The 24,498-nt window shown below is 29.1% G+C and carries 21 protein-coding genes and 2 pseudogenes; 4 read left to right on the top strand and 19 right to left on the bottom strand.

Features of this window, described 5'->3' with window-relative positions; genetic code table 11:
* Positions 1–52: 52 nt before the first annotated feature.
* The 12 genes and pseudogenes from pnp to ABXT47_RS06805 form a co-directional block, all read right to left on the bottom strand.
* Positions 53–2,125, bottom strand: a complete 2,073-nt coding sequence (pnp, locus tag ABXT47_RS06860) for a polyribonucleotide nucleotidyltransferase (RefSeq protein ID WP_415308408.1) — start codon at positions 2,123–2,125, stop codon at positions 53–55.
* A gap of 21 nt (positions 2,126–2,146) precedes the next feature.
* Entirely contained in the window at positions 2,147–2,395 is a 249-nt protein-coding gene (rpsO, locus tag ABXT47_RS06855) for a 30S ribosomal protein S15 (protein ID WP_415278299.1), read from the bottom strand.
* Positions 2,396–2,408: 13 nt separating this feature from the next.
* Positions 2,409–2,777, bottom strand: a complete 369-nt coding sequence (gene rbfA, locus ABXT47_RS06850) for a 30S ribosome-binding factor RbfA (RefSeq protein WP_415304024.1) — start codon at positions 2,775–2,777, stop codon at positions 2,409–2,411.
* Positions 2,777–4,990, bottom strand: coding sequence for a translation initiation factor IF-2 (infB, locus tag ABXT47_RS06845; RefSeq protein WP_415308407.1), 2,214 nt, complete (start codon positions 4,988–4,990; stop codon positions 2,777–2,779). The genes rbfA and infB overlap by 1 nt, the downstream gene beginning before the upstream one ends.
* A gap of 10 nt (positions 4,991–5,000) precedes the next feature.
* Positions 5,001–6,554, bottom strand: a complete 1,554-nt coding sequence (nusA, locus tag ABXT47_RS06840) for a transcription termination factor NusA (RefSeq protein ID WP_415308405.1) — start codon at positions 6,552–6,554, stop codon at positions 5,001–5,003.
* Positions 6,555–6,652: 98 nt separating this feature from the next.
* Positions 6,653–7,822 (bottom strand): methionine adenosyltransferase, encoded by a 1,170-nt coding sequence (gene metK / locus ABXT47_RS06835; protein ID WP_415308403.1) that lies wholly within the window; start codon positions 7,820–7,822, stop codon positions 6,653–6,655.
* Positions 7,815–9,368: an apolipoprotein N-acyltransferase gene (gene lnt / locus ABXT47_RS06830; RefSeq protein WP_415308401.1), complete on the bottom strand. Its 1,554-nt coding sequence runs from the start codon at positions 9,366–9,368 to the stop codon at positions 7,815–7,817. Before lnt ends, metK begins: the two co-directional genes overlap by 8 nt.
* Positions 9,352–9,822 carry an rRNA maturation RNase YbeY gene (ybeY, locus tag ABXT47_RS06825; protein WP_415308399.1) on the bottom strand — a complete coding sequence of 157 codons (471 nt, stop codon included), beginning with the start codon at positions 9,820–9,822 and terminating at the stop codon, positions 9,352–9,354. Before ybeY ends, lnt begins: the two co-directional genes overlap by 17 nt.
* Positions 9,815–10,816, bottom strand: coding sequence for a PhoH family protein (locus tag ABXT47_RS06820; protein ID WP_415308398.1), 1,002 nt, complete (start codon positions 10,814–10,816; stop codon positions 9,815–9,817). The genes ybeY and ABXT47_RS06820 overlap by 8 nt, the downstream gene beginning before the upstream one ends.
* A 3-nt stretch (positions 10,817–10,819) precedes the next feature.
* Complete coding sequence (miaB, locus tag ABXT47_RS06815; RefSeq protein ID WP_415309371.1) at positions 10,820–12,160, bottom strand: tRNA (N6-isopentenyl adenosine(37)-C2)-methylthiotransferase MiaB; 1,341 nt, start codon at positions 12,158–12,160, stop codon at positions 10,820–10,822.
* Positions 12,161–12,196: 36 nt separating this feature from the next.
* Positions 12,197–12,574, bottom strand: a pseudogene (locus ABXT47_RS06810) (Fur family transcriptional regulator); the annotation flags it as partial.
* Between the two features lie 8 nt (positions 12,575–12,582).
* On the bottom strand, positions 12,583–12,969 hold the full coding sequence (locus ABXT47_RS06805) for a peptidase M22 (protein ID WP_415308397.1): 387 nt from the start codon (positions 12,967–12,969) through the stop codon (positions 12,583–12,585).
* Here ABXT47_RS06805 and ABXT47_RS06800 point away from each other — a divergent pair.
* Positions 12,917–13,978: a polysaccharide deacetylase family protein gene (locus tag ABXT47_RS06800; RefSeq protein WP_415308395.1), complete on the top strand. Its 1,062-nt coding sequence runs from the start codon at positions 12,917–12,919 to the stop codon at positions 13,976–13,978. The two genes, ABXT47_RS06805 and ABXT47_RS06800, sit on opposite strands and share 53 nt — an antisense overlap.
* On the opposite strand, the gene ABXT47_RS06795 is transcribed toward ABXT47_RS06800, so the two are convergent.
* The 4 genes and pseudogenes from ABXT47_RS06795 to murJ form a co-directional block, all read right to left on the bottom strand.
* A complete protein-coding gene (locus tag ABXT47_RS06795; RefSeq protein WP_415308393.1) occupies positions 13,975–15,093 on the bottom strand; it encodes a glucosaminidase domain-containing protein in 1,119 nt (372 codons plus the stop codon). The two genes, ABXT47_RS06800 and ABXT47_RS06795, sit on opposite strands and share 4 nt — an antisense overlap.
* 2 nt (positions 15,094–15,095) lie before the next feature.
* A complete protein-coding gene (locus ABXT47_RS06790; protein WP_415308391.1) occupies positions 15,096–15,638 on the bottom strand; it encodes a NifU family protein in 543 nt (180 codons plus the stop codon).
* 52 nt (positions 15,639–15,690) lie between these two features.
* Positions 15,691–16,692, bottom strand: coding sequence for a tryptophan--tRNA ligase (gene trpS / locus ABXT47_RS06785; protein ID WP_415308389.1), 1,002 nt, complete (start codon positions 16,690–16,692; stop codon positions 15,691–15,693).
* 97 nt (positions 16,693–16,789) lie between these two features.
* A pseudogene (gene murJ / locus ABXT47_RS06780) lies at positions 16,790–18,219 on the bottom strand (murein biosynthesis integral membrane protein MurJ); the annotation flags it as partial.
* Positions 18,220–18,269: 50 nt separating this feature from the next.
* On the opposite strand from murJ, the gene ABXT47_RS06775 reads away from it, so the two are divergent.
* Positions 18,270–20,555: an NADP-dependent malic enzyme gene (locus tag ABXT47_RS06775; protein ID WP_415308387.1), complete on the top strand. Its 2,286-nt coding sequence runs from the start codon at positions 18,270–18,272 to the stop codon at positions 20,553–20,555.
* Here ABXT47_RS06775 and ABXT47_RS06770 read toward each other — a convergent pair.
* Positions 20,552–21,145, bottom strand: coding sequence for a BON domain-containing protein (locus tag ABXT47_RS06770; RefSeq protein ID WP_415308385.1), 594 nt, complete (start codon positions 21,143–21,145; stop codon positions 20,552–20,554). The genes ABXT47_RS06775 and ABXT47_RS06770 overlap by 4 nt on opposite strands.
* Positions 21,135–21,998, bottom strand: a complete 864-nt coding sequence (rsmI, locus tag ABXT47_RS06765) for a 16S rRNA (cytidine(1402)-2'-O)-methyltransferase (protein WP_415308384.1) — start codon at positions 21,996–21,998, stop codon at positions 21,135–21,137. Before rsmI ends, ABXT47_RS06770 begins: the two co-directional genes overlap by 11 nt.
* A gap of 32 nt (positions 21,999–22,030) precedes the next feature.
* Here rsmI and ABXT47_RS06760 point away from each other — a divergent pair, with 32 nt between their 5' ends.
* Positions 22,031–23,182 carry an ABC transporter substrate-binding protein gene (locus tag ABXT47_RS06760; protein ID WP_415308382.1) on the top strand — a complete coding sequence of 384 codons (1,152 nt, stop codon included), beginning with the start codon at positions 22,031–22,033 and terminating at the stop codon, positions 23,180–23,182.
* Here ABXT47_RS06760 and rdgB read toward each other — a convergent pair.
* Positions 23,166–23,768 carry an RdgB/HAM1 family non-canonical purine NTP pyrophosphatase gene (rdgB, locus tag ABXT47_RS06755; RefSeq protein WP_415308380.1) on the bottom strand — a complete coding sequence of 201 codons (603 nt, stop codon included), beginning with the start codon at positions 23,766–23,768 and terminating at the stop codon, positions 23,166–23,168. The genes ABXT47_RS06760 and rdgB overlap by 17 nt on opposite strands.
* Positions 23,769–23,804: 36 nt before the next feature.
* On the opposite strand from rdgB, the gene ABXT47_RS06750 reads away from it, so the two are divergent.
* Positions 23,805–24,440: a nucleotide exchange factor GrpE gene (locus ABXT47_RS06750; RefSeq protein ID WP_415308379.1), complete on the top strand. Its 636-nt coding sequence runs from the start codon at positions 23,805–23,807 to the stop codon at positions 24,438–24,440.
* The last annotated feature ends 58 nt before the right edge of the window (positions 24,441–24,498 follow it).

Here is a 24,498-nt window from a genome sequence, read left to right as displayed (position 1 = left end):
AAAAAACTCTCAGAACTTTCATTCCAAGAGTTTATAATTTTAACTTAAAGCATTATTCAGCAACTTGTTTCATAGAAAGTTTAACTTTACCTCTATCGAAACCAATCACTTTAACTTTTACTTCATCGCCTTCTTTAACAACATCAGTAACTTTTTCTACTCTTTTAGTAGCAAGTTCTGAAATGTGAACAAGACCATCTTGTTTACCTAAGAAGTTTACAAATGCACCAAACTCCATAATCTTCATTACTTTACCTGAGTAAATTTTATTTAGTTCAGCTTTAGCTGTGATATCTTTAATCATTTGCATTGCAATATTTCTAGATTCTTCGTCCGGAGCAGCAACGGTTACTATACCTTCATCATTCACATCAACTTTAGCACCTGATTTTTCAACAATCTCTCTAATTGTTGCTCCACCTTTTCCAATAACGGCTGCGATATCTTTTTTATCAACAGTAACTTGTTCCATTTTGGGAGTGTGTTCACCAACATCAGCTCTTGATTCACTTAAAGCTTTATTCATTTCACCTAAGATATGAACTCTTCCTTCTTTAGCTTGTTTTAAAGCCTGCTCCATGATTTCAAAAGTTATACCTGTAATTTTAATATCCATTTGAAGTGAAGTAATTCCATCTTTGGTTCCAGCAACCTTAAAGTCCATGTCTCCAAGATGATCTTCATCACCTAAAATATCTGACAATACACTAAAGTCATCGCCTTCTTTAATTAATCCCATTGCGATACCTGCAACTGGTTCTTTAATTGGCACTCCAGCATCCATAAGTGCAAGAGATGCACCACAAACACTTGCCATTGAAGAAGAACCATTAGATTCTGTAATCTCAGACACTATTCTGAAAGTATATGGAAATTCTTCTTTTGTAGGTAGTGAAGAATTAATTGCTCTCCATGCTAATTTTCCATGTCCAACTTCACGTCTTCCAGTTCCAATTCTTCCAGTTTCACCAACTGAAAAAGGGGGGAAGTTGTAATGAAGCATAAATCTTTCTCTATGTTGTCCATCTAGACTTTCCAGTCTTTGTTCATCATCAGATGTACCTAAAGTAGTAACAACGATCGCTTGTGTTTCTCCTCTAGTAAATAAGGCTGACCCGTGAGTTCTTGGTAAAACACCAACTTCGCACTCAATAGCCCTTACATCAGCCAAACCTCTACCATCAATTCTTTTTTTATTTTTAAGAATATCAGTCCTAACAATCTTCTTTTCAAGATTTTTTAATTCATCATTAACATTAAAATCAGAGTAATTTTCATTATCAGCAAAAAGTTGTTTTGCTTTATCAGAAATTTCTGAAATTTGATTTGATCTATCTTGTTTATCTATTGTTGCAAAAGCTTTAGTTAAATCTGCTGTAAAGTTTTCTTCAAGTTTTTTCTTAACTTCAGATAAATCTTTTTTTTCAACAGTCCATTCTGGCTTTCTACATTCTTTTGCAAGTTCCTCAATCATTTCGATTACTGGAACAAAACCTTCGTGACCAAACTTAACTGCATCTAACATTACTTCTTCTGTTAAGCCTTTGGTCTCAGACTCAACCATAAGCACAGCATCTTTGGTACCCGCTACAACCAAATCTAAAGTAGAGTTTTCTAATTCAGCTTTTGATGGATTTAATATATATTTGCCATCAACTAAACCAACTCTTGACGCGCCCACAGGACCCATAAATGGCATTCCCGAAATAGCTAGTGCTGCTGAAGAAGCTGTAATTGCTAAAATATCTGGTTGATTATCTTTATCATATGAAATTACCGTTGGTAACAACTGAACTTCATTTTTAAATGCACTTGGAAACAAAGGTCTGATGGGTCTATCAATTAATCTTGAGATCAATTGTTCACTTTCAGTTGGTCTTGCTTCTCTTTTAAAATATCCACCAGGAATTTTACCACCTGCATAATATTTTTCTTGGTAATTTACAGATAGCGGAAAATAATCCATATCTGGATTTACTTTTTTTGCTCCTACTACTGTTGCTAAAATAACTGTTTCACCACATGAAGCAATGATCGCTCCATCTGCTTGTCTTGCTACTTTACCTGTTTCTAAACTAATTTTCTTTCCTGCTACTTCAATTTCCTTCTTATATACTTTGAACATCTAATTTCCGTTTCCTTCTATCTATTTTCTTAAATTTAATTGTGTTAATACATTTTTGTAAGAATCAAATTTATTTTTCTTTAAATATTCTAACAATTTTTTTCTTCTATTTACCGCTCTTAACAATCCAACCGAAGAGTGTTTATCTTTTTTGAATTGCTTAATATGTGCTGAAAGAGTTTCAATTTTACCTGTTAATAATGCAATTTGTACTTCTGAAGAACCAGTGTCCTTCTCATGCATTTTTAATTCTTCTGCTTTGTTCGTCATACTATTTATTTTCCTATTTGTTTGTTTGTTTTATTAAATTTTCTATTTTTTCTGCATATTCAAAAGAGTCATCTTTAGCAAAAAGTATTTTTGGTATATATTTCATAAATACTTTTTTAGACAAAACTTTTCTAATCAAAAAAGAGTATTCTCTTAATTTTTTAATAACTTTTTCTGTATCTTTGCCTCCTAGAGGTAATACATATGCTTTTGCAATTTTAAGGTCTTGACTCATTTTTACTTCTGTAACTGTTACAGTGTTAGTTTCTAAATTTGGCACCTTAGCTTCATTTCTTGCAAAAATCATACCTAAAGATTGCTTAATCATCTCTCCAACACGCAATTGCCTTTGTGATACAGGTTTTCCTGTTTTATCAACCATTATATAGTCCTCTCAGTAGAGGTTGAGCTATAAGCCTCTATTGTATCATTTTTTTGAAAATCAACAAAATCTTTGAGCGTTATCCCACATTCTTGCCCATTGCTAACCTGTTTAGCCTGATCTTTTTCTCTAAAAATTGTACTTATTTTACCAGTATAGATGATTGCCCCATCTCTAATTAACCTAGCATTTGCACCACTAGCAATTTCTCCATCAGTTACTTTAGATCCAGCAACTTTTCCTGTTCCTGAAACTTTAAAGATTTCTAAAATTTGAGCAGTACCATTGATTGTTTCTTGTACATCTGGAGCAAGGAGTCCTGACATTCTCAATTTAATATAATCTAAAACTTCATAGATAATATTAAATGAAGAAATTTTAATTTTTTCGTTCTCTGCTAATTTTTTTGCTTCTTTGCTAGGCTTAACATTGAATGCAATGAGAGTGGCATTAGATGCTTTTGCTAAAGTCACATCTGTTTCTGTTACCATTCCAATATCTGATAGAATAATTTTAGGCCTAACTTCATCGTGTATAATTTGTTTAATGGCACTTTTAATTGCTTCTGCAGACCCATGTACATCCGATTTTATAATAATATTTAATTCTGCAGCAGATTTATCTGCAAAAGCAGAATCTTGTGTTGCAAAAGTTAAGGGACTTCCTCCTGTTTTATTTTCATCAGCTCTATTCTCACTTAACGTTTTGGCTTCTTTTTCAGAATCCACTACAATAAAATCATCTCCAGATTTAGCAGCTCCATTAATTCCTAAAATTTCAACAGGTGTTGACGGAGGTGCTTGATCAATTGCTTTTCCTTTGTCATCAATTAAAGCTCTTACTTTTCCCGATTTTAATCCACTAACAAAAAAGTCACCTCTTTTAATTGTTCCTGAAGTTACAACAACAGTTGCTACCGCTCCTCTGCCTACATCAATTTTCGATTCTAAAACAATTCCTGTTGCTTTAGATTCAAAGTCAGTTTTTAAATCTAAAATTTCAGCCTGTAAGACAACTGCCTCTACTAATTTATCTAAATTTTTTTTTGTTTTTGCAGAGATTTCAACCATTAAAGTATCTCCTGATAAATCTTCAGCTATAAGTTCATATTCTAAAAGTTGATTTTTAATTTTTTGTGGATCTGCCTCTGGTAAATCACATTTATTTATTGCAACAACTATTGGAACATTTGCAGCTTTTGCATGTTTTATAGATTCAATTGTTTGAGGTTTGACACCATCATCTGCTGCCACAACTAATACCACAACATCTGTCAGCTTTGAACCTCTGGCTCTCATCTCCGTAAATGCTGCGTGACCTGGAGTATCTATAAATGTTATTTTATTTGATTCATGTTCTATTTGATAAGCACCAATATGTTGAGTAATTCCACCAAATTCTCCTAATACGACATTTGCACTTCTCAAAACGTCAAGCACTGAAGTTTTACCGTGATCAACATGGCCCATTACAGTTACTATTGGAGGTCTGTTTTTTAGATTTTCAGATCTTGAATCTTTAATCTTTTGAATAATCTCTTCAACTTTTGTTTCTCTTATGGGATTATGACCAAATTCTTTTACTAAATATTCAGCAGTATCTGCTGCTAATGTTTGATTAATAGTAACTGTTACTCCCATTCCAAATAAATGTTTTATGACATTATTAGATTGTTCAGCCATTCTATTAGATAATTCTCTAACAGTAATTGCTTCAGGAATATTGACATCTCTTTTGATTGGTTTTAAATTTTCTTGAATTTCTTCTTTAGTTAGTTCTCTATTCTCTTTTAACTTCGCTCTTTTAAGTGAAGCCATACTTCTTGATCTTGCTTCAATCTCATCACTTAAAGCTCTTGAAACAGTCAATTTTAGTTCTCTTTTTTTTGTATCAGGCTTTCCCTTGTCTCCAGCATCACCCTTAAGTCTTCTTGTTGCTCTCTGTTCTGCTAATTTACGTTTTTCGTAATCATTAGTAATTGATGTAGATGGTTTGAGAGATGAAGTAGTTCTTGGTACAAAACTTCCTGCAGGGCTTACAACTGGTTTTGATCTTACACTCGCAGGTCTACTAATATTGCTTCTAGGGCTAAATTTGCTTGGTTTTTTTTCAATTACAACTGAATTTTTACTTTGAGTTTTTGCTAACTCTATATTTTCTATTGATTTCTTCGCTATACCAGAAAGTGTTAATTTTGTTTTTTTGTTGTCCATATTTCATTACTCAATCTTTATAAATTATACTTCTTGCAGACATAATCAGTTCATCTGCTTCAGTTTTTGATAAAGCAAAATCTTCAAGATATCCTTGAATTTTAATTCTTTCACCTTTTACAATGTCATAACCACCTGTTAATTCGTCAGATGCAAGATCTGCAAAGTCTTCTAGTTTTAAAATTTTTTGTTCTCCCAGGGTAACTAGCATTCCTGGAGTAAGACCTTTGTGATTTATAAGATCATCTTGAAGTCCTAAATCTTTAATTCTTTTTGTTATATCTTCCTGATCCTTTTGGTAAAATTCTTTAGCTCTTTCTATTAAAGCTTTAGCGGTATCTTCTTCTATTCCTTCAATTTTCATTAAGCTTTCGGGTGTGCTGTCTTTAATATCTGAAATTGAGGAAAAACCTTCAGCCACAAGTAATTGTCCTAATGTTTCATCTAATTCTAAATTTTTAACAAAATTTTCAGTCTTTTCTTTAAACTCTAATTGTCTTCTTTCTGAATCTTCTGCATCTGTCATTATGTTAATTTCATAATTTAATAACTTTGTAGCTAGTCTAACATTCTGACCTCTACGACCAATTGCTTTACTTAAGTTTTCTTCAGTTAAAATTACATCTAATTTTTTTGCAACACTATCAACGTTTACTCTTTGAACTTCTGCTGGTGATAATGCATTTGAAACTACTATTGCTGGGTCTTCAGACCAATTAACAATATCAATTTTTTCTCCTTGCAGTTCATTAACCACTGCTTGAACTCTTGATCCTCTCATTCCAACACACGCTCCTACTGGATCTAATGAAGTGTCAACCGCTTTGACACAAATTTTTGCTCTGCTACCTGGGTCCCTTGCTGATGACTTAATTTCAATTAAACCATCATAAATTTCTGGAACCTCTTGAACAAATAATTTTTCCATAAACTTTGGGTGCGCTCTTGATAAAAATATTTGTTGTCCCCTAGGTTCTCTTTTTACATCATAACAATAAGCCTTGACTCTATCTCCTGCTTTAATATTTTCTCTGGGGATCATTTCATTTTTTTGAATAATTGCTTCTGTTCTACCTAAATCAACTATTACGTTTCCAAATTCTAAACGCTTTACAATGCCACTTAGAATTGTATCTTTCTTATCTATAAAATCGTTATACTGTCTTTCACGCTCTGCTTCCCTTACGTTAAAACTAATAACTTGTTTTGCAGTTTGTGCTGCTATTCTACCAAAATCAAAAGAAGGTAACGGTTGTAAAATTTCATCACCGATTTTTTTATCATTATTTTCTTCACTTAAAATAATTGCATCCTGAAGATTAATCTCAGTGTTTGTATTCTCTATTTTTTCTACAACAATTAATTTTCTAAAAATTCCAATGTCGCCACTCTCTCTGTCAATTAAGACTTTAATTTCATTATCCTGGCCAAATTTAGATTTAGCTGCTTTTGCAATTCCAGTTTCCATTGAATCAATGATTAATTCTTTATCAATAGATTTTTCTAAAGCCACTGCCTCAGCAATTCTTAACAATTCTAGTTTATCAGATCTTCTATTTAACATATTTTTATTAGCTCCAAAAAAAAATGGGCTTCAGCCCATTTTGTAATTTCAATAATGTAACGACAATATATAAAGAATTTTTTTTAATTCAATAAGAACTATTTAGAAAAAATACCCTTTTTATCTGTCTTTTCCCAAGAAAATGAACCATCTGCTTCTGGTATCCTTCCAAAGTGTCCATAAGCAGCTGTTTTTTCATAAATTGGTTTATTCAAGCCAAGCATTTCTCTTATTCCTCTTGGGCTTAGATCAAAGTTTTCTGAAATTTTTTCTGAAACAAATCTATTTTTCTCCAAATCATTATCAAATAAATCCACATAAATTGATAAAGGTTTAGAAACTCCAATTGCATAAGCTAATTGAATTAAACATTTTTCAGAGACACTTGAAGCAACAACATTTTTTGCAATGTATCTTGCAGCATAAGCTGCTGACCTATCTACTTTAGTTGGATCCTTACCAGAAAAAGCTCCTCCACCATGAGGTGCTGCTCCACCATAAGTATCAACAATAATTTTTCTTCCTGTTAAACCACAATCTCCATCTGGTCCACCTATTACAAAATTTCCAGTTGGGTTTACATAAAATTCTTTTTCATCAAAATCTTTTAAAAATTTTTCTGGAATTGAGTTTAACATATATGGTGTTAATAATTCTCTTACCTTAGCCTGATCTATGTCTGCAGAATGTTGGGATGATATCACAACTGATTTAACTCTAGTTGGTTTACCATCAATATACTCAAAAGTAACTTGACTCTTCGAATCTGGTTCTATGTTTTTTAGTTTTCCAGATTTTCTATCTTCTGCCATAAGTCTTAAAATTTTATGTGAATAGTGAATAGGTGCTGGCATTAATTCTTCTGTTTCATTACATGCATATCCAAACATTATTCCTTGGTCTCCAGCTCCCTCGTCTTTATTACCTGTAGAATCAACACCCATAGCTATATCTGCAGATTGTGAATGAAGATGACTTTCTATCTTTGTTGCTTCTCTCCATGTAAAACCATCTTGGTCATAACCAATATCTTTGATGCATTCTCTAACTTTTTGAATAAGGTCTTCTTCTTTGATTTCTGGACCTCTTACCTCTCCAGCAAGAACAACTTTGTTTGTTGTGGTTAGTGTCTCACATGCAACTCTAGAAAAAGGATCTCCAGCAAGGTAACTATCTACTACCATATCTGAAATACGATCTGATACCTTATCAGGATGTCCTTCTGAAACTGACTCACTAGTGAATAAAAAATTTTTCAGATTACTCATATTTAAGTCTATTAAATGAAAAAATTAAAAAAATATATATTAAAATTAACATTAAAAAGATTTTATTCCCATATAACATAAAAGGTGTGGATTTAACTAATTTACTCTCAGACAGCTCAACATATCCTGTTGATCCAAATTCTACTTCTTGTTCTATAATCCCTAAAGGATTAACAATTGCAGAGATCCCATTGTTTGTGGACCTGATTATATACTTACCACTTTCAATGGATCTAAATATACTGTGTGAAAAGTGCTGCTTAGGACCTACAGAATTTCCAAACCAACCATCTTCTGAAATATTAATTATATAATCAAAATTGTTATTTCTAGATAATTCACCTGAATAAATTATTTCGTAACAAATTAAAGGAAGTATATTTAGATCAATTTTACTATTTTTTATATTCAGTGGAGCTCTAGTTTTTCCACTAGAGAAGGATTGATAGCTATTAGTTACTGTTTTAAGGCCTATTAAACTAAGAATGCTTTCAAAGGGGGTAAACTCTCCAAATGGTACTAAATTAACTTTATTGTATTTTACAATGATATCTAGTTTGTTATTAAATATAGCCATTGAGTTATAAAATAAATTTTTATTATTTTTTTTCTCCGTGCTGTTTAAACCCATGATGATTAAATCATCCTCTCCAAATTTATTTAAAAATAGGTTTTTATACCCACTCATATCTCTTAAGTAACTGTCTGGAATAATCCCCTCTGGCCACACAAAAATTGTAGGTTCTATTTTTGATGGGTCGCTTAGTTTTATAAGCTCATTAATTATCTTTAACTCGTCCTGGTTTGAATAAAATCTATCTAGACTAATATTTGATGATATTGCTTTAATTTTATAAAGGTTTTTTACACTTTCTAGAGAATTAAAATTGTCGTTTTTTATGTGACCAAATATTAAAAACGCTGCAGATACTAAAATAAAAAAAAAACAAATCATAATTTCTGTTCTAGAGTTTCTCAAAATAAATAAAGCAGGGACAGTAAATAAAGAGATACAGATTAAATTAAAAGAATAAGTTCCAATAATAGAAAGAATTTGAATAAAATAAATACTATTTGAAAAACTAAATGAGATTAGATTCCAAGGAAAGCCTGTAAGTATAGATCCCCTGATAAATTCGATTGTGCCAAATAAAATTGAAAAAATAAAAAAGGAACTGACTACATTTTTTGAGTAAAGAATTGAGAACAAATATGTCATTAAACCATAAAATATAGCTAAAAAGGCTGGCAATAAAATTATAGCAACTGGGATTAAAAACTTAAAACTCTGATCAAATGTTAATGAAATCACTATCCAGTATAGGTTAAATAAAAAATATCCAAATCCAAAATACCATCCATATTTAAAAAGAGATTTGTTATTAGGCGTTCTTTTTTTTTTATTAAAAATAAAAATAAAAAATAAGGAAAAAGTAATAAAATTAATTATAAAATGATTATACGGTGGTAAGCTGTAAGAACTTATTGCTCCCAAAGAGATAATATAAAGAGCGTTTAAAAAATTTTTATTAAAAAAGTTTGACAATTTTTTTTTCGATAGTTTGGTAAATTTTTTCTTCTTCAATTAGCATCTCTTTAAAATTTTTTAATTTAGTATGGTCATAACCTAGCAAATGAAGAAAGCCATGAATAAAAATCTTAGTTACTTTACTCTTAAACTCTAGGCTACTTAAGGTTTTTGGTTTATTCATAAACTCGTAACTAACAATAATATCTCCAATATAAGGTGATTTTTTTATATTAATTTTTTTTTCAGAAGGAAAAGATAAAACATCTGTTGATTTATTTTTATTTCTAAATTTTTTATTTAATTTTTTAATATTTTTATTATTTGAGAGTAAAATTGTTAAACTCACTTTTTTTTTAATAAATCTGTATTTTTTAGGAAAAGCTTTCACCAGAGAATTAAAAAAAAAATGAGGTTTTTTAATTTTTTTATTCCAAAGACTGCTCTCAGGAACTACATCAATGCTAATCATTTTCTTGATCTGAATACGCTTTTACAATTTTAGAGACAAGGGGGTGTCTTACTACGTCAGAATGGTCAAAATCTACTACTGAGATTTCGTTTAAATGGCCTAGTAATTTTTTAGATCTATTTAATCCAGACATATTCTTGTGGGGCAAATCAATTTGAGAGGGGTCACCATTTATAACTATTTTAGAATTTTCCCCAATACGCGTTAAGAACATTTTAATCTGTGTATCTGTTGCATTTTGTGCCTCATCTAAAATTGCAAAGGAGTTTTTTAAAGTCCTACCTCTCATAAATGCCAGAGGTGCTATTTCAATATCTCCAACCTCAATCATTCTTTGAATTTTTTCAAAATCAAAAAGGTCATATAGAGAATCGTATAAAGGTCTTAGATAAGGATCTACTTTTTCCTTCATATCTCCTGGCAAAAAACCTAGTCTTTCACCAGCCTCCACTGCTGGTCTTGATAATATAATTCTTTCGATCTTCTTATCGAGTAGCAATGTCAAGCCGACAGCCACAGCCAAAAATGTTTTACCTGTTCCTGCAGGACCGGCTGATATAACAATATCACTTTGTCTTAAAGCTCTAACATATTCTTTTTGTTTTTCTGATCTTGGAATAACTGATTTTTTTGGAGTTTTAATTATGTCTGAAACATTATTATTTTTTACTTTTTCTTCGATCATAAATTTATCTACTGAAGAGATTATATCTTTTTTTTCTATACTTCCATTGTTTATAAACTGGTTGGCTAAAAATTGAATAGCATTTTTTGCAATTTCATTTTGTTCTGGTGTTGATTTTATCAAAATAGAATTACCTCTAGAATAGAGATTAATATTAGTAATTTTTTCTAGTCCTTTAAGATTTTCATTAAATTCACCAACCACGCCCATTAACAAATCATTATCTTGAAATATAACACTCAAAGAATTGTTGTCTGAATAAACAAATTTTAAAGTAGAGTTAATTTTTTTCCAAGTTAAGTTTTTCAACTTTTAAGCTACCTTCTGTTTATAATTTTCTTGTAATTTTCCAAATAAACTATTTTGATTACTGCTAGTTATCTCTATTTTTGCAACTTTACCTATACAATCAATATTACCATCAAAAATTACAGATGTCATAAATTCCGTCCTACCAAATAACTTAATTCCATCTTTCATCTTATTTTCAACCAAAATATTAAGAACCTTACCCTCTAAAGACTTATTTTTATTTATCTGATTTTCAAATAATATTTTTTGAATTATTTCTAATCTTTCTTTTGATTTTTTTTTATCAACTAATTCTAGATCTGCAGCTACAGTGCCTGGTCTTGGGCTAAAAATAAAAGAATAAGAGTTGATAAATCTTATTTTTTCAATTAACTCCATTGTTTGTTTAAAATCATCATCACTTTCTTCTGGGTATCCAATAATAAAATCACTTGAAAACTCTATATTGGAATTAATTTTTTTTAACTTTTCATAAATTATTAAATATTCTTCAATAGTATGCTTTCTATTCATTAGTTTTAAAATTTTATTTGATCCACTCTGAACTGGTAAATGGACTAAAGGCATTAATTTAGTTGATTTTTTATAAACATTTATTAAATCATCAGTCATGTCTTTAGGGTGAGATGTGGTGTATCTAATTCTTTCCAGCTCATTAAAGCCTTCTAGCTCTAACAATAAATCAGATAATCTGAATTCCTTATTTTTATCTTTATAACTGTATGCATTAACATTTTGACCTAAAAGAATAATTTCTTTGGCACCACTTTCAACTATCTCCTTGGCCTCATTTATGACTTGATCGAATGGTCGAGAATATTCAGGGCCACGCGTATATGGAACAACACAAAAATGGCAGAACTTATCACACCCTTCTTGGATTGTTAAAAAAGAAGATACCTTACTGTTTTTATTTCTAATTTTACTTAAATAGTTAAATTTTGAAATTGTATCAAACTCTGTCTCTTCTTCTTTTCTCTTATTGTCTATATGCTTTTGTATAGTGTCATTAATTTTATGGTATGATTGTGGACCAATAACTATATCAATGTAGGGTTCCCTGTTTAACATTTCCTGATTTTCTGCTTGAGCAACACATCCAGCCACAATCACAATAGGCTTTTTTTTAGATCTAAAAATTTTCTTTACTCTTCCAATTTCATGATAAACTTTTTCTTTTGCCTTATCTCTTATATGGCATGTATTTAAAAGATAACAATTTGCATCTTCATAGTTGTTTGTTTTTTCAAAACCTATTTTTTTTACTGTATCGAATATACGATTAGAATCATATTCATTCATTTGGCAGCCAAAAGTTTTAATAAAAATTTTTTTTAACATCGGGTTAAGGTTTTTTTTTACCCCATATAATTCCAGTTTATGATCCACTAAACGATAACCATACTTATCTGCAATTTTTTCTTGTAACTTTTCAATTTCCTGATCAACAAACTCTATAATCTCTCCTGACTTAACATCTATTAAATGGTCGTGATGACCTTCATTTAATTCTTCATATCTCGCTTTTCCTCCTTTAAACTCGTGCTTTGCTAAAATTCCAGATTCTTCAAATAGTTTTACTGTTCTATAGACCGTTGCAATACTAATTTTTGAGTCAATTTTTGAAACCCTATTATAAAGTTCGTCTACATCAGGATGGTCGTTTGACTCTGACATAATTTTAGCAATGATTTTTCTTTGTTCTGTAAGTTTAACTCCTTTGGCTAAACACTTTTGTTCAATATTTTCTGACATGGCTAATTTTAACTTAAATAAATAGGATTAATCAAATTCTTTTTAATTTTATATTTTTTACACAACTGTGGCACATCCACATATTTTTTGGTCTCAGATTCGTTAAAATCATCAAAACTAAAGCAATAATAGTCAATTTTTTTAGTTAAAAACAAGGCTTTAATTGTTGATAGAGAGTTTCTAATACCCGCAAAACTGCCTGGTCCTCTATTAACATAAATAGCACCTATTTCATCTAAAGAGCTTTTATTATTTTTTAAAAACTCATTAATTAAGATCATTAATTTTTCAAAATTAATTTTACTATTTTCATGACTACAAGTATAAATATTTCCACTAACAATGAATGTTAAAAAAATTTTATCTCTAGCAGCATCTACTATTAAGTTATTCATTATAATATTATTATTTAATTCTAATTCTAAAGCAGAAGAAAAGAATATCAAATATTATTACGACGATAAGGGCATTCTTTCATTGATGTATCATAGATTTAATGACAATAAATACCCCTCAACCAATATCCAAATGGATGTATTTAAGCAGCAAATGCAAATAATTAAAAACTTAAAGTATAATTTTTATGACCCCAAAGATTTAGAAAAAAATTTTCACACTGCAAAAATAGAAAAGAAAATACTTATAACTATAGATGATGCGTTCTCTTCATTTTATGAGTTTGCCTGGCCCTATTTAAAAAAAGAAAAAATTCCATTTATTCTTTTTGTTTCAACTGAATCTGTTGGGAAAAATGGATATATGACTTGGAATCAAATTAAAGAATTAGAAACGGAAAGTGCAGTATATATAGGTAATCATTCTCATACACATGATTATTTAGTAGGCCTAAAAAATCAAGACTTTATGAGTGATATTGACACCTCATCTTCAATCTTTAAAGAGAAACTAGGATATAATCCTATTTATTTTTCTTACCCTTTTGGAGAATATAGCACAATTATAAAAGAATATATTTCCAAAAATTTTAAATTTTCTTTTGGGCAACATTCTGGGGTAATTGACATTAACAAAGATCGATATGAATTACCAAGATTTCCAATTAATGAAAAATATGGTGATCTAAAAAGATTTGAATTCTTAATAAATCTTTATCCTTTGCAATATAAAGTTTTACATCCAGATGAAAAATATTTAACAAATAATAACAATCCTCCAAAATTTTTAGTAGAATTTTTTGAAGAACAAAAAAACATAAAAAATATAAATTGTTTTTCTGACGAAGGAAACAAATGGAAAAAATCTATTATCAATTTTAATCAAAACACGCTAAAATTGAATTTTAGAGATAAATTTAATTTTAGGAGAGGAAGAATAAACTGTTCCCTTAATGATGATGGAGTATGGAGGTGGTTTGGAGTTCAGTTCTCTGTAAAACAGAATTAAATTAAACTCTCCAAATCAATACTTGAGGGAAGCAACTTTGCATCATCAAAATCTACTAGATTATTTTGTTTTATTATTTGTTGTAAAACTCTAACATATTCTTTTCCTGTCTCTGCATATTTGTCCAGATATGTGGTGAGAATCATACTGTCTAATTTGTTTCCTTGATCTCTCATTTCAGCTCTAGCACTCCTAAAATCTTTATAAGAGGAGTGTGTATTTAGGTTTCTTTGATAAGCCCTAACTGAAGCTTGCAACACTTTAAATTTCATAACTTTATGTGTGCTGCTCCCATCTGCATCTGAAGGTTTTATTCCCTCACCAGACCAAGTCCATTGGCCAAATAATGCATTACCTTCTTGTGCAAACCTCGATGTACCCCAACCAGTTTCTTTTGCTGCTTGTGCAATAGCCATTGAGGTTGGAACTTCATCCATTCTAATTTTTAATGTTGGTAAATCTCTATTTAATACACCGTATTGCTTAAATTTTGAATTTAACCAATTTTTTTCTAGTTTAGTGTTTTTACTTTTATTTAAAATACTAAAAAGTTTTTTTCTATCTAATTTGATATTATTATTTTCTTTAATTACTAATGGTAAAATAATTTGAATAAATAAATTTTTTCTTTTCTTTGAGTTCTCAATTTTTTTTATTTCATGTGGTAATAATGTTAAAGAAATTGGTTTAACTAATTTAGTTTTTCTAACATCTTCTAAATTATAGTTAGTTGATTTAAATATCTCTTCAATTGTGGAAGCGCTCAATCTGACAGTGTCAATAGGAAGTTCATCAAAAATTAATATATCCTCAAATAAAAATTTGTTATTTACTTCACTATCAAGTTTTTGACTCTTATTTTCCAGCAAAGTCTCTAATTTATTTTTTGAATCATTTTCAGTAGCTTTAGAATAGCTCATTCTTTCCTTTGAAAAATTAATAACGAATGGTGTAACGGAAAATACTGAAATAATTACTAAGCTCGACAAAAGGGTTCTTGCTATAGGCCCAAAATTATTTTCATTATGTTCATTATGTTTTTTTTTTCTTATTATGAAACCTTTTTTTTTTAAATATTTCTTTATTTCAGAAATTGAAAATTTATTTTTTTTCATGATTATATTGCAACCACTTCTTTTACCTCAGGTAAATAATGACACAAAAGATTTTGAACACCTTGCTTGAGAGTCATAGTTGAACTTGGACACCCAGAGCAACTACCTTGTAATTCTACCTTAACAATACCATTTTTAAATTCTTTAAACTTTATATCTCCACCATCTTTAGCTACAGCAGGTCTAATTTTTGTCTCAAGAATACTTATAATCTTTTTTTCAATTTCATTTAACTCTTCCTTTTTTTCTTCAAATAATTCGTTTGCAATAACAAATTCTTTTCCAGTGGCATAAAAATCATTAATTAGTGAAATAGCTATATGTTTAATATCTTCCCAAGTTGTTTCATCTTTTTTATTGATAGATAAAAAATCTTGTCCTAAAAACACTCCAGTTACACCATTGATGGATAAAATATTTCTTACTAACTCATTGTCTGTTTCCTCTTTTTTTGTAACTTCAAAAGAGCCACTATTAGACACATTTTTACCTGGCAAAAATTTAAGAGAATTAGGATTTGGTGTTATTTCGATTTGAACAAACATATATTTATATATAAAGGTAAATATCTAAATTTAAACTAATTAATATATTTAGCTAAAAACCTACCAATTCTTTCATTTCTTTAATTTTTTTTGAAGCAATTTTGTCTGCTTTATTAGATCCATCTAATAAAATTGAATCTAAATACTTTTCATCACCTAATAATTTTTTAATCTCTTTTGAAATTGGCTCAATTTTATCAATTAGTGCTTCTGATAATCTTTTTTTAAATTCAGAAAAATTTTTTCCACTAAATTCATTAATAGAATTCTCTAAATCTTGACTTTTCAAACTTGAATAAATACCTAATAAATTTTCTGCCTCAGGTCTTTCAGTCAAATTTTTAAGTTCTTCAGGTAATGGTAATGGGTCTGTTTTTGCTTTTTTTATCTTATTTAATATTTCTTCTTTATTGTCCGTAAGATTAACCCTACTTAAATCTGAAGGATCTGATTTACTCATCTTTTTTATTCCATCTTTAAGACTCATAATTCTAGAAAATTTTTTTTGTATCATAGGCTCTGGTACTTTTAGAAAATCTTTAACATTAAAATCGTTGTTAAATTTTTGCGCTATATCTCTACAAAGTTCTAAGTGTTGTTTTTGATCATCTCCAACTGGAACATGTGTTGCGTCATAGAGCAAAATATCTGCCGCCATTAGAACTGGGTAAGAATAAAGACCAATGCTAGCTTTTTCTTTATCTTTACCAGCTTTTTCTTTAAATTGAGTCATTCTATTGAGCCATCCTATTCTTGAAACACAACTTAAAATCCATGCAGCCTCCGAATGTGCAGGAACCATTGATTGATTAAAGATTATACTTTGAGTTGGATCAATTCCACATGCAATAAATGTGGCTGTGGTTTCTCTTATATTTTTTTTTAATTCTTTAGGATCTTGTTTAACTGTAATTGCGTGAAGATCCACAACACAAAAAATGCATTCATTTCCTTTATCATTCTGGAGCTCAACAAAGTTCTTAATTGCACCAAGATAATTTCCTAGATGAAGGTTTCCTGTTGGTTGGACGCCTGAAAAAATTTTTTTAAACATGTTAATAGTTTAAATTAATATCACTTCTTTTAAAAGCCTTGATTAAAATTGCAATCAAAAGATAAAATATTATGCCTAATACAACTGTACCTATTAGATAAATAGCTTTAAAGTTTGCCTCGTAAAGCAACTTGTCATTAAAAAAATGAATTACATAATTAAAAAACATTCCCATTAATACTGAAGCTAATAAAATTTTAACAAACCTATTTATAAACACTGGATTAAAACTAAATAAATTATTTATTTTTAAAAAAATAAATAATAAAAAAGCATTAAACCAAGATGATATTGTAGTTGCTATTGGTATAATTATAAAACCAACTTCCTTAAAAAAAATAATACTAATAAACACATTCAATAAAACAGAAATTAAAGAAATATAGAAAGGTACTTTAGTATTATGATGTGCGAAAAAGAAAGCCGAAAAAACTTTAATAAGAGAAAATGCTGGTAATCCAATTGCAAAATAGAATAAAGCTTTTGCTGAATTTTTAACACTTAGTTCATCGAAAGAACCATATCCAAATAAAGAAGATATGATTTCTTCAGAAGCAATAATCAATGCTATTGCTGCAGGAATACTTAAAAATAGACTTAACTCTAGCGCTTTATTTTGAATCAGGTTTATTTTTTTTTTTTATTACTCTGAACATACTTGGATAGTTGAGGAAGTATTATTGTACCTATTGCAATTCCTGCAATAGCAAGATTTATTTGATAAATTCTATCCGCATAATAAAGATATGATACTGCACTAGCTTGGAAAGATGCAATGATTGTCCCTACTAAAATATTTATCTGAGTAACACCAGAAGAAAAAATACTAGGAAGCAATTTTTGAAAAAAAAGTTTAATTTTATTATCAATTTTAAATACAAAATCAATTTTTGGAGAAAAGTTTTTTTTAACAAAAAAGTATAAGAAAATAAACTGAAAGATACCTGAGATAGTTACCGCATAAGACAGATAGTATACTAATTGATCATTTAAAATTTTTCCAAAGAACAATACTCCAATTAAAAGAATATTTAAAATTATAGGTGCAGCTGACGCGATGGCAAATTTATTATGAGAATTTAAAATAGCAGAAAAAAAAGATGCCAAGCTAATAAATAATAAGAACGGAAATGTAATTCTTGTCAAAGTTACAGCTAATTCCATTTTTTGATGATCGCCTTCAAAACCTGGCGCTATCATAAAGACAAATAGTGGCATCATTATCTCAATAACAAGAACTAAAAAAAATAATCCTATTAAAAGTAAAGTAAAAATTTTATTTGCAAATTTTTGTGACTTTTTTTTATTATCTAGTAGTGATGAATAGCTGGGTACAAATGCTGCATTAAATGTTCCTTCTGAAAATAATCTTCTAAAGGTATTTGGAATCCTAAATGCAACGAAGAAAGCATCTGCCAAAGGGCCTGCACCAAGAAACAGGGCTATCAATATGTCTCTAACATAGCCCAATAATCTACTTATTATTGTAAAAAAACTAAATGTGCCTGTTGACTTAATTAGGTTCATAAATCATATTAGTCTTAAATTTGCTCCATTTGTATATCTAATTAACATAAATGAAAAAAACAAAAATAGACCATTATACTGATAAGGAAGCTTTAGATTTCCACTCCAGAAATAAACCTGGAAAAATTGAGATCAATTCTTCTAAACCAATGACTACAAAGAGAGATCTAGCTTTAGCCTATTCTCCAGGTGTTGCTGTACCAGTTAGAGCAATTGCAGAAAACCCAGATTCCGCATATGATTATACTTCAAAAGGAAACCTTGTTGCTGTTATTAGTAATGGCTCAGCAATTTTAGGTATGGGCGATTTAGGTGCTCTAGCCTCAAAACCAGTTATGGAAGGAAAAGCAGTTCTATTTAAAAGGTTTGCAGATATTGATTCTATTGATTTAGAAATTGATTCTAAAGATTCTAATGAGATTATAAATAGTATAAAAAATTTTGCATGCAGTTTTGGAGGAATAAACTTAGAAGATATAGCTGCTCCAGATTGTTTTATTATTGAAGATAAATTAAAAGAAATTTTAGATATTCCTGTTTTTCATGACGACCAACATGGCACAGCAATTATTACAACTGCTGCATTAATTAATGCCCTAGATATATCTGGTAAATCTATTAACAAAATTAAAGTTGTTGTGAATGGTGCTGGTGCATCTGCAATGGCTTGTACTAATTTATTTAAAAATAGTGGTGTTCCTCAAAAAAATATAATTATGGTAGATAGATCAGGGGTAATCTATCAGGGCAGAGAAGGATTAAACCAATGGAAATCATCACATGCTGCTGAAACAAAATTTAGAACATTAGATGAAGCAATTAGTGGTGCTGATGTTTTTTTAGGACTTTCTGTGAAAGGTGCTCTCTCAAAAGATATGGTAAAAAAAATGGCAAAAAACCCTATAATTTTTGCTTGTGCTAACCCTGATCCTGAGATTACTCCTGAAGAAATACAAGAAGTTAGAGATGATGCTATTATTGCTACAGGAAGATCGGATTATCCCAATCAAGTAAATAATTTAATTGGGTTTCCTTATGTTTTTAGAGGAGCTCTTGATGTTAGGGCAAAAACTATTAATGAAGAAATGAAAGTAGCTGCGGCAGATGCTATAGCAAAGCTTACAAGGGAAGATGTTCCTGATGAAGTGGTTGCAGCTATGGGTGGTGATAGACCTCATTATGGGAAAGATTATATAATTCCATCCACTTTTGATCCAAGATTAATTAGTGTGATTCCTGCCGCAGTTGCAAAGGCTGCAATGAATAGTGGTGTTGCTAGAAAAGATATTAATGATTTTGAAGTTTATAAAGAACAACTCAAGCAAAGACTTAATCCGTCAGTTACAATTATGCAGGGTATTAATTCTTATATTAAAAAAAATCAAAAAAAAATTGTTTTTGCAGATGGTGAAGACAAAAATACTCTTAAAGCAGCAATTGCATTTAAAAATTCAAAGTTAGGAATTCCAATTTTAGTTGGTAAGAAAGAAAAAATTATAGAAAGAATAAAAGAGATTGGTTACGATGATCATTTTGGCATTGAAATAATAAATTCAACAGACTCTAAAAAACGGGAAAAATATGTTAATTATCTATTCAAAAAAATGCAAAGAGAACAAGGTCTTTTAGAAAGAGACTGTGATAGGCTTGTAAGAAATGATAGGGTTATATGGGCATCTTGTATGGTGGCATGTGGTGATGCTGATGGAGCTGTAACTGGCAACACTAGGAGATTTGGAGCATCTTTTGAAAAGGTTACACAAGTTATAAAAGCTAGACCAGGAGAGATCATGTTTGGGTTAAATATGGTTATTGCAAAAGGAAAAACTATTTTTGTTGGAGATACTAGTGTTAACGAATATCCAAGTTCAGAAGAGCTTGCTGAAATTGCCATATCTGCTGCAAGAGTAGTTAAAATGTTTGGCTTTATTCCAAAAGTTGCCTTTGTTTCTCATTCAACGTTTGGCCAACCTCTCACAAGTAGAACCAAACATATAAAAAGAGCTGTTGAAATTTTAAAAAATAAAAATGTAGATTTTGATTTTGATGGTGACATGCAGCCTGATGTTGCTTTAAATGAGGAATATAAAGAACTTTATCCTTTCTCAAGCATTGTTGGTAATGCAAATATCTTAGTAATGCCAGGACAACATAGTGCTGCGATTTCATATAAAATGATGAAAAGCTTAGGTGATACAAAAGTGATTGGACCTCTATTAATTGGATTAGGTCAACCAATTGAAATAGCACCATTAAGATCTTCTACATCAGAAATAATTAATCTAGCTTCAGTTGCGGCTTATTCTGCTGATGTGATTGACTATGAAAAAAATTAATTTTTTTGAATTCTTAAATCCTCAACTAAAACTATACTTGCTATAACGTCTACAACATCCAGTATTTCTTTAGCTTCACTTATCACTTCTTTTCTTTCATCATTTGTTAAAGAAATTCCATAAATAAATATTTTTTTCTTATAAGTGTCTATTTGATAATTTGTTGCCTTAATTTTTTTATTAAATATTAGGGCCGTACGCAATTGAGAAGTTATCAACAAATCTTTTGCTGATTGTTTAAAATTAAAATCTTCTTTTAATTTAATATCATTTTTAACTGATCTAGTCCCTTTAGTTTCCCATGCTAATTTTGTAATTTGAAGTTTTTCTTCTGGATCATCAACTTTTCCTGTTAAGAAAATTCTACCATCTAAAACTTTTGTACTTACAGATAATAAATGATTTTTATCTCTTAGTGCTAATCTTGCTGCTAAATTTTTTTGCATTACAGAATCATCTATTTGAGTTCCTAAAGATCTTGGGTCTAAAGCAACACTAACTCCTGTTCCGAAAATACCTTTTGAACTTATTCCCACACATCCTGTGAAGATCAAAAAAATTAAACTTATTAAAAAAATTCTACTTTTCATTTTTTAGTTTTAAACAGTAATTATAAATTTCTTTTTTGGGTACATTAGTATTTTGACTAATTAAATCAGTAATGTCTTTAATGCTTAGTTTTTTAATCATTTTTTGAATATTTTTTTTATCAGATTCTTTCAAGATTATCGAAGGATTTTTTTCTTTAAGTTTTTCAGAAATAACAATTGTTATTTCCCCTTTTGGATCAGACTTAAAAGGCTCAAGATCATCAATATCTAATCTACTATACTCCTCATAAAATTTTGTCATCTCTCTACATATCAAAATTTTTCTCCCTGAAAAATGATACTTAATTTCCTTTACAGATTTATTAAATTTTCGTGGAGAAATAAAAAAAATAATACAGCTATTTAAATTTGCTAATTTTTCAAAATCTTCTTTTAACTTTTTATTTTTTTCAGGAAAGAATCCATAAAAAAAATATTTTTCACTAAAACCACTAATAGAAATAGCAGTTGAAACAGCTGATGCACCAGATATTGGAAAAATGTTAATATTATTTATCACACACTCATTAATTAATATTTTTCCAGGGTCAGAAATTGAAGGAGTTCCCGCATCAGAAATTAACGAGATAACACAGTCTAATTTTAAAATATTTATTATTTTAGATAGATTCTTTTTTTCATTAAATTTGTGATTCGAAATTAACTTTGATTTAATTTCATACTTGTCTAATAAATTTTTTGAAGTTCGAGTATCTTCACACAGTATATAATCTGATTTTTTTAGGACATCTATGGCTCTTAAAGTAATATCACTTAAATTTCCAATTGGAGTGGCAACAATATAAAGGCCACTTTTAATTTTATTATTTTTATCTTCAGTATGTAGAATCATCACAATATAATCGTTATAATAATATCATTAAAATGAAGAAAATTATTAAAATTATATTACTTTTAACTTTAACTTTTTCACTTTCAACAGCAGAAATCATTGCTAGTGAAAAAATCAAAATTGGATTGCTTGTTCCTTTAACGGGTAAAAATTCTGAGATAGGTCAATCTATAGTTAAATCTGTACGACTAGCTATTAATAAAATAAACAACCTATCGATTCAAATTGTTCCTAAAGATACTCGATCTAATCCTGAAAGCACTTTAAAGGCAGCAAAAGAATTAGCCAAACTAGATATAAAAATAATTATTGGTCCAGTTTTTAACGAAAATTTAATTTATCTTGATGAATTAGCTAATATAACTTTTTTATCATTAACAAACAAAAATAACAATTTTTCAAAAAATATTATTAATGCTGGTATTAATGCAACTTCACAATTAAATACCATTAAAAAATTTCTAAAGTTAAAAGAAATAGAAAAAACTATTTTTTTAACTCCAGATGTAAATTATAAAAATGAAATTAAGAAAGCTATTTCTGTTTCTAAAATAAAGATAATAAAAAATTATGTCTACAATACAGATCCTACTAAGCTAACTCAACAAATAGAAAAAATAACACAATATGATAAGAGAAAACAAAATCTTGATGATGAAATAGTTAGATTAGAAAAATCAGATCAAAACAATAAAGAGCAATTAATTGAAAAATTAAAAAAAAAAGACACTCTTGGCAGTGTTAGATTTGACTCTATAATAATTGCAGATTTTGATGAAAGCCTAAAAAGTGTTACAACCTCCCTGTTATATACTGATATCTCACCTAAAAAAAAATATTTCATAACACTAAATCAATGGTTTGATAAATCTCTACTCGGGGAAGCAAGCACACAACCACTTTATTTTCCTTCTATAAATAAAAAAAATTATGAAGATTTTTCAGCAGAATATTTTAAAAGATTTAATCATTATCCAAATCAATTATCTTTCTTAAGTTTTGATTTAGTTGGACTAGTTTATTACTTGATACTTCAAAACAATTCAATTGTGGACGAAAAAATATTTACTAAAAAAACTTTATTTAAAGGTAAGGTTGGAATTTTTGAAATAAAAAATAATAAAATTAACCATATTCTTAATTTTTATAAAGTTGAAGATAATGAGTTTACAAAAATTTTTTAATTTTTTTAAAAGCTTTAAATCTATGATCTATCCTATATTTTTGTGATACTTTCATTTCTCCAAACGTGATTTTTTTTCCTTTAGGTATAAAGATTGGATCATAACCAAATCCATTTTTTCCTTTCATATAAGGTGAAATATGTCCTTCAATTTTACCAATAGAATTTATAGTTTTTTGATTGGGTCCATAAATAGTTAAAGCACAAATGAATCTGGCTTTAATTTTTTCAGTTTTCCAATTTCTGTTTTTTTTATCTAATTCTTTAAAAACTTTATTCATTGCCTTAATGAAATCTCCCTTTTTTCCACCCCATCTAGCTGAATGGATACCTGGAGCTCCATCTAAAATATCAATCTCCAGCCCTGAATCATCTGATAAGCAAATCATTTTTGCTTTTTTAGAAAAATATCTAGCTTTAATTAAAGAATTTTCTTTAAAAGTTTTTCCATTTTCAGGGGGGCTTTTAATATTAAAGTCAGCTGTAGAGTAAATTTTCAGGTTTTTAGGCAATAAATCCTTAATTTCCCTTAATTTTCCAGTATTGTTGGTACCAACTAATATTTTTGTAATTTTTTTCTTTAACATCTAGCAATTATCAAATTTCATACCATATAAGTCTCAATGGAAAAAGATCAAAACACTAATTTTGAAACACAAAATAATGAATCTGGAGAGATTAAAACAGAAGAATTAGACAATGACTCTGTATCTCGAGCTTCGGAAAGCAAAGAACTGCCAAACGAAATTACTTCAGAAGAAAAAATTTTAGAACTGCAAGATAAATTGTCTAGGGCTTTCGCAGAAATGGAAAATCAGAGAAGAAGATTTGAAAAAGAAAGAGAAGATGCTTTTAATTATGGAGGTTTTGCTTTTGCAAAAGAAACTTTAAACTTAGTGGATAATTTGGAAAGGTCAAAACTGATACTAGAGAGTGATGAGATTTTGAAAAATTCAGAAGCTTTAAAAAAAACTTTAGAGCATTTTGATATTATAAGTAAAGATATGATTTCTATTTTATCAAAAAATGGGATTACTCCTTTAGATTCGATTGGTAAAAAACTAGATCCAAATCTTCACCAAGCAATGATCGAGATTGAAGATGATCAAAAAGAGCCAGGCACCATTATTCAAGAGATTCAAAAAGGTTTTATGATGAAAGATAGATTGCTTAGACCATCTCTAGTAGGAGTTTCAAAAAAAACAACAAATAAAGCAGAAAAAAATGAGGAAAATAAGGAGAATTCAGACAATTTATAATATTTGTCAGAACTTGTAGATTAAAAATTAACACTTATATGAAGAGTAGGATTTAAAT

Origin of the sequence: Candidatus Pelagibacter sp. Uisw_099_02 (genome assembly GCF_047727625.1) — a bacterium.
In the GTDB taxonomy this organism is placed as follows: Bacteria; Pseudomonadota; Alphaproteobacteria; order Pelagibacterales; family Pelagibacteraceae; genus Pelagibacter.
This window is presented reverse-complemented; position numbering and strand designations above follow the sequence as displayed.